We start from the raw sequence: 12,502 nt of genomic DNA, 5'->3' as shown, positions 1-12,502 counted from the left end.
TCGCCGGTGTTCGGCAAATCAACGAGTGGGTACGCCACCTTTTTGTCCTCCTCATCATGAGCCCCGCAGCAACCTGCGAATAAGCCTGCAATGAGATTCGTCAGTCGGTGTTTCCGCCGTGATCCTGCGGCGTTTCGCGTAGGTGAACGGATGAGATTGCAGTGTTGCGGTCACGTTTCCGAAACCGCGCCACTGTTACGAGGACATTGTGAGGTTGATGTTGATTTCGGTATCGATGCAGTTCAGGGGTTGTTATCCGAGCAAAGCATCGACGAATGCACCCGGTTCGAAGGGGGCGAGATCATCCGCACCCTCTCCCAAACCGACCAGTTTGACTGGTACGCCGAGCTCGTGCTGAACCTGGAAGACGATGCCGCCCTTGGCAGTTCCGTCCAGCTTGGTCAGCGCGACACCCGTGATATCCACGACATCCGCGAACACCCGGGCCTGCATCAGACCGTTCTGGCCGACCGTCGAGTCCAGCACCAGGATGACCTCGTCCACCGCGGCCTTCTTCTCGACCACGCGCTTCACCTTGCCCAGCTCGTCCATCAGGCCGGTCTTGGTGTGCAGGCGGCCCGCGGTGTCGATGAGCACGACATCCACGCCCCGGTCGATACCGGCGGCCACCGCGTCGAAGGCGACGGCCGCGGGGTCCGCGCCCTCCTTGCCGCGCACGGTCTCCGCGCCGACCCGCTCGCCCCAGGTCTGCAGCTGATCGGCGGCGGCGGCACGGAAGGTGTCGGCCGCGCCCAACAGCACCCGGCGGCCGTCGGCGACCAGCACGCGCGCGAGTTTGCCGGTGGTGGTGGTCTTTCCGGTGCCGTTCACGCCCACGACCAGCAGGATCGAGGGGTGATCGGCGTGCGGCAGCGCGCGGATCGAGCGATCCAGTTCCGGGCGCAGGGCCTCGATGAGCACGTCCCGCAGCACCGCGCGCGCCTCGGCGGCGGTGCGCACGCTGCGCGACGCCATCTCCTCGCGCAGCCGATCCACGATGACCGCGGTGCTGGCCGTGCCGAGATCGGCCATGACCAGGGTGTCTTCGATCTCCTCCCAGGACTCCTCGTCCAGGTCGCCGCCGCCGAGCAGGCCGAGCAGCGACTTGCCGACCGCGGTCTGCGAGCGGGACAGTCGCCCGCGTAGGCGGGTCAGGCGGCCCGCGGTGGGCTCGATATCGGCGAGGTCGGGAGCGGAAGTCGCAGCGGGCGCGGCGGTTTCGGCGGGCGCGGCGGCATGGGCACTGACGGCAGCCTCGGCAGCAGCGGCGACCTCGGCGGCAGCGACGGCGGCCTCGGCCGCTTCCTCGGCGGCGGCCTCCTGCGAGAGCGGCTGCTCGGCAACGTCTCCCGCGCCCTTGTCGGCGGCCGACTCACCGGCCTGCGCGGCGGCCGCCACGGCGGCGTCACGCGCGTCCTCGTCGGTGGTGGCGGCTTCCGCGATGGAACTCGGACCGGCCGTGCCGGCTTCGACCGCAGCCGCGTCCGCCTCGGTGGTGCTCGCCGCGTCACTACCGGACCCGGCGGCGGTGGCGGACTCGGCCGCGCTACCGGACTCGGCGGTCGCGGCGGGTGTCACGCTCGCAGCGGCCGGAGCCGACTCGTCGGCGGGGGCGGGGGTGGATTCGGTGGGCGTGACGGACTGGGCGACCGACTCCGGCGCTAGCTCGGGGCCCTGGACCGGGTCGGGCAGGCGGACATTGGTGATGGTGCGCTTGGGCGCGTCGCGCGGGACGGCGGCGTCGTCGCCGATGTGCGGCTGCCCCTCGTCGTCGGTGCGCTCGGGCAGCGGCGGTTTCGGGGCCGGAACCTTCTCCTTCTCCGCCGCGCTGCCCTGGCTGAAGCTGAATCCGCTCGAGGCTTGATACCCGCCCGACCGGTCGGTGACCTCCTTGGTTTCGGTGGTCTCCGGGGTCAGCGAGATCCGGCGGCGCTTGTTGAGGCCGTATCCGGCCACCAGCGCCACGAGCAGCACCGCGGCGATCGCCGCGATGAGAATCCAAACTTCTGCAGTCGTCACGGCCCCATCCTTTCAGAGGCACCTGTATTGCCGGTTTCACACACCTGCCGACGCGTCGAGGAGCAGTGTCGTTTATCACACAGCTATGCCGTGCAAGCGTCGACACGCCGGGGTGGGGCTTGGAGATCCCAACAACTACCGACCGGTCTGCTCGACTACGTGCCACAGTGCGGAAGGAGCGGCGAATGCGACACCGAGACAATAGGATCGGCCCTGTGACCGATCGAAATGTGCTTGGGGGACCGCTGGAGGAGTGTGGCACCGATCCTCTCACCGGCTTCTACCGGGACGGATGCTGCAGCACCGGTCCCGAAGACTTGGGTAGCCACACCGTCTGCACGGTGGTGACCGCGGAGTTCCTGGAGCACCAGAAGTCGATCGGCAACGACCTCGTCACTCCGCGGCCGGAGAACAACTTCCCCGGTCTGCAGCCGGGCGACAGATGGTGCGTGGTGGCGGTGCGCTGGCTGCACGCCCACGAGGACGGGGTGGCCGCACCGGTGGTGCTGGCCGCCACCCACGAGAACGCGCTGGAAGTCGTTCCGATGGAGACGCTCCGCAAGTACGCCGTCGACGTCCCCGACGATGTGAGCGACCTGCTGTAGGTCGCTCGCCGTAGCGGCTAGATCCCGCCGTCCCCGCCTGCGCGCAGACCGTCTCCGCCTGCGCGCAGCCCTTCACTGCTCGCCCGCAGCAGAGCTTCGGTGGCGCTGCGCAATTCGACCCGGGCGGCGAACAGGCGCGGGTCCGAGGCGAAGGCCAGCCGGTCCGCGCCCGCCTGCAGCGGGGCGTTGAGCACCTGCAGGGTGATGGCGGCGGCGATGGCGCCGAACAACAGCGACACCAGGGCGGGTCGCTCCCCCGCCAGCGCGAGGGCCAGCGCGGCCTGCCCGCCGAACACCGCGGCGGTGGCGGCCGAGATCACCAGCGAGTGGATCATGGCCGCGCGCAGGGCTTCCCCCTCGTCGTAGGCGTCCACCACCGCGATGCCCAGGCCCAGCACCACCAGGTCGGCGGCCAGCACCGAGAGCATGGCGGTGCGCGGAAGCACATTGAGGCCCAACAGGATCAGGGCCGCACTCAGGCCGAGCAGCAGCGCGCCGACGGTGAGCAGTCCGGCCGCCGAGCGGCGCGAATCCTCCGACCATTCGGCGTGCTGGCCGAGCATGCCCAGCATGGTGCCCAGCAGGGCGAGCAGGGTGAGGGCGCCGAGTAGGTAACCGGCGGGCAGGAATCCGCCCGCGGCGGGCAGGGCCAGCAGCGCGCACAGCGGTATCAGCCCGACCCGCCACACCCGGTCCACGCGTTCGACCGCGCGGGCGGGCAGCAGCCGCACGAACACTCCGCTGAAGGCCAGCACCGGCGCGCACACCAGCACGATCCGCACCCCGTCGAACCAGGGGTTCCCCCCGGCCAGCCGATCGGCCACCACCGCTGCCGCATAGACCAGCAACCCGACGGCCGCCCTGCGTAACAACGGCTTTCGCGGATCCCGCGCCAGCAAATACAAACCGAGCCACCATGCGACACCGAACGTCGCGGCCGACACCCAAACCACGCAGGGAGCGTACTTCCCCACTGCCGGTTTGCGGGTGGTAACAAAGACACCGTATATCGCCCTCTACCAGCGTTTTTCACCATCTCGGCTGTCTCGTCACACCTTCGCACCGTTTCGGACACACCCAGGTCACGAAGCGCCCCAACGGGTTTCACTCCGGCCCGGAATTCAGCCCTGGTGACGGCGGCGATGAGCCTTCTGCCGACAGGCGGGCGAGCAGTAACGGGCCGGGCGGCCGGTACCGGTCGGGTGAATCGGCGCGGCGCAGATCGGGCAGTGCGGGACCGGCGTTTCGTTACGCCCGGCACTTTCGTCACGCCGGGCAGACGGGTTCCGGCGTTTCGTTACGGCGGCGACCACGGGCCGCGCCCGCATCGAATCCAGCACCAGTGCGGCCGGACGCGACAGCTCCTGATCGGCGCTCAGCCGTTGAATGGCAACGCATCCCGTGAACAGGGCCAGCACATCGGACAGGCCGAGATCCGCACGCACCGCGCCCTGCCGCTGCGCCGCGGTGAGCAGATCGTCGAGCGCGGCATGAAACCGCGCCCCCGCGTCCCGCACCAGCTCCCGCGGCCACCCGTCATTGCTGACCATGTCGCACATGGCCTGATTGCGGTGACTGGAGACGACCACTTCGGTACAGAAAGAGAAGAACGCCGCCTCCGCGTCCGGCGCATCCCGCAGCCGATGCGCCAACCCGGTGAGCCGATCGATCCGCTGCTGCATAACCGCTTCCAGCAGCGCGGTCTTGGTCGGGAAATGCCGATACACGGTCCCCGCCCCGACCCCCGCCCGCCGCGCCACCTCGGCCAGCGACACCGCCACCCCGCCCTCGGCCAAGGCTCGATGTGCGGCGGCGAGCACCAGCGCTCGATTGCGCCGCGCGTCCGCCCGATTGTTCGGGAGGGCTCGGGTGTCCGGAACAGCTGCGGTGCGAGAAAGAGTGGGTGCGGACATTTCGTTACGCGGGTCCTTTCCGGTGGTGGCCAACGGAAACGAGCGCTCCTAGCGTTCGTATTCGGGTCGACTGACCCGAATAATACCGAACGAACGGGTGACAATGTCTTCTCGTAATGATCTGATCCTGGTCACCGGCGCGACCGGTAAGCAGGGTGGCGCGACCGCGCGGCGGCTGCTCGCGGTGGGACGGCGGGTGCGCGTGCTGGTGCGTGACCCGGAATCTCCTGCCGCGCAGGAGCTCGCGGCGGCGGGCGCGGAATTGGCCGTCGGCGACTTCGACGATCCACACAGTGTCGCGGCGGCGCTGACGGGTGCGGGTTCGGCCTTCCTGGTGCCGCCCGCGACCTTCGGTCCGAACGGGTGGGATGTCGGACTGGAGGTCGAACGCGGCGTCGGCTTCATCGAGGCGGCGCGGGCGGCGGGGGTCGAGTTCATCGTGTTCGCGAGCGTCGCGTCCTTCACCGCCGACGGCCAGTGGGGTGCGCAGGGCAAGCGGCAGATCGAGGCGGCGCTGCGCGAGAGTGGGCTGCACTGGACCATCCTGCGTCCGGTCCGGTTCATGGAGAACTATCTGATGCGGGGGTTCCCGATCGACGGCATCAACAATGGCGTGCACCGGCAGCTGTTCCCGGCCGACCGGCCGATCCAGTCCATCGCCGTGGACGATATCGCCGTGTTCGCGCAGTTGGCGTTCGACGATCCGGCCCGATTCCACGGGGAGATCCTCGAATTGGCCGGTGATGCTCGAACCATGCCCGAGGCCGCGGCGGTGGTCGGTGCCGCGATCGGGCAGCCGGTGCGCTACGAGGAGGCTCCGGAAGCGGAGGCCGAGGCCATGGGCCCCGAGGTGGTGGCGGCGTGGCGGTTGGGCCGACAGGGGCAGGGCTGGCACGCCGATATTGCCGCGCTGCGCGAAATCCATCCGGGACTACGAACTTTGGAGACCTGGCTGGCGGAATCCGGTGCAGCGCGGCTGAAATCGTCGATGGCGGATCAGGGCAGTGCGCCGTTGTAGTCCGGGAGTTTGAAGGTCTGCTGGGCGTGGCCGCCGGACAGGTCGGAGGCGCTGTTGCCGATATTGGCGACGATGGTGTAGCCCTGGGCCTCGATCGAGGCGCGGGTGGCGGTCTTGTAGTCGGCGAGGGCGGCCGCGCCGCCGGAGCCGGTGGTGAGGCCGCCACCGTAGAGCCCGTCGACGGAGTAGCCCACCGAGCTGAGGTTGATCTGGGTGTAGAAGCCGAGCAGGGCGGGGCGTCCGGTCACGAAGATGAGCGACGCGCCTTGGCTTTTCGCCCACTGCGCCAACTTCAGCATGGGCGGGATGGCCGGGGTGATCGGACCCGGGTGATAGGTGGTCTCCAGCACCGTGTTGTCGACGTCGAAGACGATGGCCGGCTTGGTCGCGCCGGGCAGCGCGGTGGTCAGGTAGGTCTGGGCGGCGTTGGCGACCGTGGTGACGTCGCTGATCCACTGGCTGTAGGGCGGCAGGTTGCTGTTGCTGCCGCCCGACCCGGACAGCGAACCGGTGCCAGATCCGGATCCCAGTCCGGCCGAACCGGAATCGGCCAGGGCGACGGGGAGCGGGGCAGCGAGTCCGACGGCTAGACCGGCGGCCAGTACGGCGATGGAGCGTCTCATGGGGCGGGACGCTAGCGCCTACCCCATACGACCCGCAGGCGTTTCACATTGCCGTGCACCGGAATTCCCGCTCACCGGGACCGCCCGTTCTCAACGCTCGCAGGGTCAGGGTGTGGCGCCGACCAGGTTCTCGCCACGCAGCCGCTGCGAGATCACCTGGGTGATGCCGTCACCGCGCATGCTGACGCCGTAGAGGGCGTCGGCGACCTCCATGGTCGGCTTCTGGTGGGTGATGACGATCAGCTGGCTCTTCTCGCGCAGCTGCTCGAACAGTCCGATGAGGCGGCGCAGGTTGGTGTCGTCCAGGGCGGCCTCGACCTCGTCCATGACATAGAACGGGGAGGGGCGGGCGCGGAAGATCGACACCAGGAAAGCGACTGCGGCCAGGGACTTCTCGCCACCCGAGAGCAGCGACAGGCGCTTGACCTTCTTGCCCGGCGGGCGGGCCTCGACCTCGACGCCGGTGGTGAGCATATTGGCGGGGTCGGTGAGCAGCAGCCGTCCTTCGCCGCCGGGGAACAGCCGCGAGAACACGCCCTCGAACTCGCGTTCCACGTCCTCGTACGCCTCGGTGAACACCTGCAGGATGCGCTCGTCCACCTCGGCGACGACGTCCATCAGGTCCTGGCGGGCCTTCTTGACGTCCTCGAGCTGGGTGTTGAGGAAGGTGTAGCGCTCCTCGAGCGCCGCGAACTCCTCGAGCGCAAGGGGATTCACCTTGCCGAGGGTGACGAGGTCCTTCTCGGCGCGCTTGGCGCGGCGCTCCTGGGTGGCGCGGTCGTAGGGCATGGGCTGGGGTTCGCTGACGGCTTCACCGCGGTCGCGCGCGGCCTCGTACTCCATCATCTCCAGCGCGGTGGGCGGCATGGGGTTGTCCGGGCCGTATTCGGCGATGAGGTCGTCGAGGCTGAGGCCGAACTGTTCGGAGATGGTCGTCTCGACCTGCTCGATGCGCAGCGCCGCCTGGGCGCGGGCCACCTCGTCGCGGTGCACGGTGTCGGTGAGCTGGGTCAACTGGGTGTTGAGGGCGCGGGCGCGTTCCTTGGTCTGTTCCACCCGGGCCGCGAATTCGCTTCGGCGGCGCACCAATTCGTCGCGGCGGGCCGACGCCTGCGCGACCACCTGCTCCAGTTCGGCCGAGACCTTCTCGGCGGATTGGGCGACCACCGCGGCGACGGCGGCGGCCTGGCGGCGGGCGGCGTGCGCGCGTTCGGCGCGGGCGCGGTTCTCGCGTTCGGCGCGGGCGGCGCGGCGCAGCGAATCCGCCTTGCCGCGCACCGATTCCGCGCGTTCCTCGGCGGTGCGGACGGCCAGGCGGGCCTCGACCTCCATGGAACGCGACTCGGCGAGGGCGGCGGCGGCCTCCTCGCGGGCATACCCGGCGGTCTCGGTGCCCGCGGTCTCCGGGTCCATGCCGTCCTGCTCGTTCTCGGCGTTGCGCAGCCGGGCCTCGAGTTCGGCGAGCTTGGAAAGCGTGTCCTCGCGGCCGGTTTCGGTGTCGGCGCGCTGGGCCAGCAGGCGGTCGCATTCGCGTTGCGCGCTGCGGGCGGTGTGGCCGAGGCGGCCCAGGCGGTCGTAGATGGCGACCAGGGCCTGATCGGATTCGTGCAGGGCGAGCAGCGCGTGGTCGACCGCTTCCTTGCGGTCGGTCTGCTCGGCGAGCGCACCGGAAAGCGCGGCCTCGAGTTCCTCGGCCTGCCGCTGCCAGGACACCAATTCATCCTTGGCGGAATCGATCTCGGCCTGCACCTCGAGCTGGCTGGGGGCGCGATCGGAGCCGCCGAGCACCCAGCCGCTGCCGGTGAGGTCGCCCTCGCGGGTGACCACGCGCAGTTCGGGGCGGGCGGCGATGACCTGGGCGGCGGTGGCGAGATCCGGAGCGACGGCGATGCCGGTGGTGAGCGCGGTGATCGCGCCGCGCAGATTCGCCGGGCAGTCCACCACCTCGGCGAGCCACCGCGCATTGCCCGGTAGTCGCGAATCCACCTGTCCGGCAACAGAGTTCATGCCGGTTCCGGCCCCGGCGATATCGGAGACCAGCTCCCCCATACCTTGGGCATCGGTGAATACCAGGGCGGCGCGGCCGCCATCGGCTTCCTTCAGCGCGCGCACGGCGGCGTGGGCCGAGGGGCCGGTGTCGGCGGCCACCGCGTCGGCGAGGGGGCCGAGGGCGGCGGCGACGGCGGCCTCGAATCCGCCGTGCACGCGGATCAATCCGGACAGCGGGCCGAGCAGGCCGTCGGCGCGGTGCTCGAGCAGCCAGGCCGCGCCGTCCTTGCGGCGCAGGCCCATGGTGAGGGCTTCGATGCGGGCGGTGAGGGAGGCGACGCGTTTGCCGGCCTCCCGGTCCTTGTCGCGCAGTTCGGTGACGCGCTGGTCGGCCAGGGCCAGGGCTTGCGCGGCGTGCTCGTAGGCGTGGTCGAGGCCCTCCTCGCCCGCGTCGAGTTCGCCGAGTTCGCTCTGTACGGCCTCGAATTCGGCATTGGCCTCCTCGCCGCGGCGGCGAGCCTCGGCGATACCGGCGGACATGCGCGCGATCTCGCCGTCCACGGATTGCGCGCGGCTGCGCAGGGTGTCGACCTGGCCGGAGAGCCGGGCCAGGCCCTCGCGGCGGTCGGCGATGGCGCGCACGGCGGCGAGGTGGGCCTGTTCGGCGGCCTTGGCGGCCTGTTCGCGTTCATAGAGTTGCTCGCGGGCGGCTTCCAGCGTCTCGGTGGCCATTTCGACCGCTTCGCGCAGTTCGGCCTCTTCGGCCTCGACCCGATCCGCCTCGCGTTCCAGCTGATCGGGGTCGCGGCCCTCGCCGGTCGGCTGTTCGATGGTGAGATTTCGGGCGCGGTCGCGGGCAATGCGGATGGTGGCATTGACGCGTTCGGTCAGAGCGGACAGCTGGAACCAGGTCTGGGCGGCCGCCTCGGCGCTGGGCGTCAGCTTGGAGAGCTCGAATTCCTGCTGCGCGAGTGCGGCATTCGCGGCATCCATCTCGGTCTGCACGGTGACCTGCTGCTCGCGCGCGTAGGCCTCCTTGGACTGCTGGCTCTCGAGTTCTCGGCGGCGCGACACCAGATCGTCGGCGGCCAGGCGCAATCGGGAATCCCGCAGTTCGGACTGGACGGTCGCGGCGCGGCGGGCCACCTCGGCCTGACGGCCCAATGGCTTCAGCTGCCTGCGCAATTCGGTGGTGAGGTCGGTCAGGCGCGCCAGATTCGACTGCATGGCGTCGAGCTTGCGGACCGCCTTCTCCTTGCGGCGGCGATGCTTGAGCACACCCGCGGCCTCCTCGATGAAGGCGCGTCGGTCCTCCGGCCGCGATTCCAGAATCGCGGAGAGCTGTCCCTGTCCGACGATGACGTGCATCTCACGGCCGATGCCGGAGTCGCTCAACAATTCCTGCACATCCATCAACCGGCAGGAGTTTCCGTTGATCTCGTACTCGCCCGCGCCGTCGCGGAACATGCGGCGGGTGATCGACACTTCCGAGTATTCGATGGGCAGCACGCCGTCGGAATTGTCGATGGTCAGCGTGACTTCGGCACGACCGAGCGGCGCGCGGCCCGAGGTGCCGGCGAAGATGACGTCCTGCATCTTCCCGCCCCGCAGCGCCTTCGCGCCCTGCTCACCCATCACCCAGGTGAGCGCGTCGACGACGTTCGACTTGCCCGACCCGTTGGGCCCCACCACACAGGTGATCCCCGGCTCGAATCGCAACGTCGTCGCGGACGCGAAGGACTTGAACCCCTTCAGCGTCAGACTCTTCAGGTGCACAGCGGCTCACCCTACCCGCTCCCCCGCGATTGCCCCGAGTATGCCGGAACACCGAGTCCCAGATCAGGACACCCGCGTGACCTATGGTGAAGAAGTGACCGCGTCAGGGCTGGGTGCACGACTCTTACAGACCCGCTGGTTCGTCCGGGCGCCGATTCGGCTTTTCCGGGCCCGCCTCGGATTCCTGTTCGGCGGCCGCATGCTCCTGCTCGAGCATCTCGGCCGAAAATCCGGCGAACCGCGCTATGCCGTCCTGGAAACCGTGGCCCGCCCGGACGCCCGGAGCGTCATCATCGCCTCCGGCTTCGGTACCGGCTCCCAGTGGTATCGCAACCTGATCGCTCATCCGGCCTGCCACGTCAGCATCGGCTTCCACTACCGCGCCCCCGCCACGGCCCGCGCACTCACCCCGGACGAGGCGAAACCGGTACTGGCCGAATACAAGCGGGCCCATCCCGCCGCCTACCGGGAATTAAGCGGCATCATCGAGGCCGCCATCGGCACCACCATCGACGAAGTCCCCCTGGTTCACCTGGCATTTCAATCCGGGGCTTGAGTCTCCCCCAAGGGGAACCTGCAGGGTAGAGCCATGGACGACGACACGCTCCTCACCATCGGAGCCCTGGCTCACCGAACCGGACTGACGGTCAAGACGATTCGGTTCTACGACGACAAGGGGATCGTTCCGGCGACCATGCACAGCGCCGGCGGCTACCGGCTCTACGACATCGACGCCGTGACCCGGCTCGAACTGGTCCGCACCCTGCGCGACCTGGGCATGGACCTGGCGACCGTGCGCCGCGTCCTGGCCCGCGAGACCTCGCTGACCGAGGTCGCCACCGCGCACGCCGAAGCCGTGGACGCGCAGATTCGCGTCCTGCGGTTGCGGCGCGCGGTCTTACGGGCGGTAGCCAAACGCGAATCGGACGACAAGGAGATGGGATTCATGACCAAGCTGGTACAGCTGACGGAAGCCGAGCGCGACCGCATCATTCACGACTTCGTCGACAACACCTTCGGCGCCTTCGACGGCAACCCCGCCGTCGTCGAACTGCTGCGCTCGAGCATGCCCGAACTCCCCGACGACCCGACCCCCGACCAGGTCAGCGCCTGGATGGACCTGGTGGAACTGGTGCGGGACACCGACTTCCGCACCGCGGTCCGGCACATGGCCGAATACCAGGAGCAGGAGAAGGCCGCGGGCGACGACACCGGCCTGCACCACGACCTCACCGAGGCCGTCCAGCAGGAGGTCGCGCGTGCTCTGTCCGAGGGCATCTCCTCCGAGAGCCCCGCCGCCGGCGCGATCATCGACACGCTGACCGCCCGCTACTCCGAAACCTTCGGAAAGCCGGACGACCGGGCGCTGCGTGAGTGGATCCTGAACCGGCTCACCATCGCCAACGACCCTCGCGTAGCCCGCTATTGGCAGCTGGTGACCACCATCAACGCGTGGCCCGCGCTCCCCGACCTGGCCCCCACCTTCGACTGGTTCGCCGCCGCCCTGCGCGCCGATCTCACCCGGCGGTAGCGGGGACCGGGGCGGGCAGGTGCCGCCGCCAAAGTTCCAGGAGCGGGAGGGCGACGAGGGTCGGGCCGAGCCAGGCGATGAGTTCGGCAGGGCCGTAGAGCGGGCCGTGCAGCGCGAAGGCCACGACGAGTGTCGCTGTCCAGAGGGCGATAGAGGAGCCGCCGAGGCCGTGGACGTAGGCGTGGGTCCAGCCGCCCGGGCGTCCGCGGGCTCGGCGGCCGAGGTCGGCCAGCGCGTACGTGACAGCGGACAGGGGGATCAGCCACCAAAGGTCCTGGCGGTGCCAGAGGACCATGACGGTGGCGGTGATGCCGACGGCGGCAAGGGTTCCCAGGTACCAGCGCCACAGCTCGGCGGTGCCGGGTCGGCGGGAGAGGGCTGGGGTGCGCCGGGTTCCGATGTCGGCCAAGGCGACTGCGGGGCCGAGCAGGAGGCCGAGGGTGCCGACGATGATGTGCAGGGTGAGCAGGACCGGGTATGTGGGCACGGCCCACCTCCAGGGCAGGTGAGCGGGCGGCCGGGTAGGGCCGCCGCGACTCAGTGGGTGCGGGTGCGGTTCCAGGCGTTGGATTCCCAGCCCATGACGACGCGGAAGACGAGGACCGCGCCCCAGGGTGCGATGACCCAGATGGGCCAGGGGTAGGTGAATTCGCCTGCGGCGACCGAGATCGCGGCCCAGATGAACAGGCACAGCAGGCTGGTGCCGAGCCAGGCGGAGCCTTCGATCTGCTGCCAGATGGGGAGGCGGGTGCCGGCCTGGGGCGCAGCGGTCTTCGAGAGTTTGGGGAGGTCCGCGAGGACCAGGGGCAGGTCTTCGCGGGTGGTGGTGGCGTAGACCTGGGCCAGACGGTCGTTGTATTCGGTCGGGTCGAGGCGGCCGTCGGTGAGGTGGCGGCCGAGCTGCTCGGCAATGTGGGCACGTTCGGCGTCGGAGGCGCGGGTGCCGGTGGTGATCTCCATGTCGATGCCTAACGGTCGGGCGGTCTCGGATATTCCACTGTGGAACGTACTACTCAGGGTAAACCTCC

The 12,502-nt window shown here is 69.5% G+C and carries 11 protein-coding genes; 4 read left to right on the top strand and 7 right to left on the bottom strand.

The annotated features are described in order from the left end of the window. Nucleotides 1-252: 252 nt before the first annotated feature. Entirely contained in the window at nt 253-2,019 is a 1,767-nt protein-coding gene (gene ftsY, locus ACYVN4_RS31855) for a signal recognition particle-docking protein FtsY (RefSeq protein ID WP_460725682.1), read from the bottom strand. Between the two features lie 215 nt (nt 2,020-2,234). Between ftsY and ACYVN4_RS31850 the strand changes: the two genes are divergently transcribed. After that, nucleotides 2,235-2,624 (top strand): DUF2237 family protein, encoded by a 390-nt coding sequence (locus ACYVN4_RS31850; protein WP_326357779.1) that lies wholly within the window; start codon nt 2,235-2,237, stop codon nt 2,622-2,624. Nucleotides 2,625-2,641: 17 nt separating this feature from the next. Here ACYVN4_RS31850 and ACYVN4_RS31845 read toward each other — a convergent pair whose 3' ends face one another. Both ACYVN4_RS31845 and ACYVN4_RS31840 read right to left on the bottom strand, forming a co-directional pair. Continuing rightward, nucleotides 2,642-3,577 carry a hypothetical protein gene (locus ACYVN4_RS31845; RefSeq protein ID WP_460725681.1) on the bottom strand — a complete coding sequence of 312 codons (936 nt, stop codon included), beginning with the start codon at nt 3,575-3,577 and terminating at the stop codon, nt 2,642-2,644. Nucleotides 3,578-3,745: 168 nt separating this feature from the next. Next, nucleotides 3,746-4,537 carry a TetR/AcrR family transcriptional regulator gene (locus ACYVN4_RS31840; protein ID WP_460725680.1) on the bottom strand — a complete coding sequence of 264 codons (792 nt, stop codon included), beginning with the start codon at nt 4,535-4,537 and terminating at the stop codon, nt 3,746-3,748. A gap of 103 nt (nt 4,538-4,640) precedes the next feature. Here ACYVN4_RS31840 and ACYVN4_RS31835 point away from each other — a divergent pair, with 103 nt between their 5' ends. After that, entirely contained in the window at nt 4,641-5,555 is a 915-nt protein-coding gene (locus ACYVN4_RS31835; RefSeq protein WP_460725679.1) for an NmrA family NAD(P)-binding protein, read from the top strand. On the opposite strand, the gene ACYVN4_RS31830 is transcribed toward ACYVN4_RS31835, so the two are convergent. Both ACYVN4_RS31830 and smc read right to left on the bottom strand, forming a co-directional pair. Beyond that, nucleotides 5,534-6,178 (bottom strand): HAD family acid phosphatase, encoded by a 645-nt coding sequence (locus ACYVN4_RS31830; RefSeq protein ID WP_460725678.1) that lies wholly within the window; start codon nt 6,176-6,178, stop codon nt 5,534-5,536. The genes ACYVN4_RS31835 and ACYVN4_RS31830 overlap by 22 nt on opposite strands. 105 nt (nt 6,179-6,283) lie before the next feature. Then, nucleotides 6,284-9,943: a chromosome segregation protein SMC gene (smc, locus tag ACYVN4_RS31825; protein ID WP_460725677.1), complete on the bottom strand. Its 3,660-nt coding sequence runs from the start codon at nt 9,941-9,943 to the stop codon at nt 6,284-6,286. Nucleotides 9,944-10,037: 94 nt separating this feature from the next. Between smc and ACYVN4_RS31820 the strand changes: the two genes are divergently transcribed. After that, a complete protein-coding gene (locus tag ACYVN4_RS31820; RefSeq protein WP_460725676.1) occupies nt 10,038-10,499 on the top strand; it encodes a nitroreductase family deazaflavin-dependent oxidoreductase in 462 nt (153 codons plus the stop codon). A 33-nt stretch (nt 10,500-10,532) separates the two neighbouring features. After that, nucleotides 10,533-11,474, top strand: coding sequence for a MerR family transcriptional regulator (locus tag ACYVN4_RS31815; protein WP_460725675.1), 942 nt, complete (start codon nt 10,533-10,535; stop codon nt 11,472-11,474). Here ACYVN4_RS31815 and ACYVN4_RS31810 read toward each other — a convergent pair. Next, entirely contained in the window at nt 11,461-11,961 is a 501-nt protein-coding gene (locus tag ACYVN4_RS31810) for a hypothetical protein (protein ID WP_460725674.1), read from the bottom strand. The two genes, ACYVN4_RS31815 and ACYVN4_RS31810, sit on opposite strands and share 14 nt — an antisense overlap. Nucleotides 11,962-12,011: 50 nt before the next feature. Continuing rightward, nucleotides 12,012-12,434, bottom strand: a complete 423-nt coding sequence (locus ACYVN4_RS31805) for a DUF1707 SHOCT-like domain-containing protein (RefSeq protein WP_460725673.1) — start codon at nt 12,432-12,434, stop codon at nt 12,012-12,014. Between the last annotated feature and the right edge of the window lie 68 nt (nt 12,435-12,502).

The organism is Nocardia heshunensis (assembly GCF_054782115.1).
The sequence above is the reverse complement of the archived record's forward strand: the minus strand, read 5'-3'. Positions and strand labels throughout refer to the sequence as shown.

Coding starts and splice junctions, on each gene's coding strand:
- ACYVN4_RS31840 (WP_460725680.1), bottom strand. CDS start 4,537: ATGTCCGCACCCACTCTTTCTCGCACCGCAGCTGTTCCGGACACCCGA.
- ACYVN4_RS31835 (WP_460725679.1), top strand. CDS start 4,641: ATGTCTTCTCGTAATGATCTGATCCTGGTCACCGGCGCGACCGGTAAG.
- ACYVN4_RS31830 (WP_460725678.1), bottom strand. CDS start 6,178: ATGAGACGCTCCATCGCCGTACTGGCCGCCGGTCTAGCCGTCGGACTC.
- ACYVN4_RS31815 (WP_460725675.1), top strand. CDS start 10,533: ATGGACGACGACACGCTCCTCACCATCGGAGCCCTGGCTCACCGAACC.
- ACYVN4_RS31805 (WP_460725673.1), bottom strand. CDS start 12,434: ATGGAGATCACCACCGGCACCCGCGCCTCCGACGCCGAACGTGCCCAC.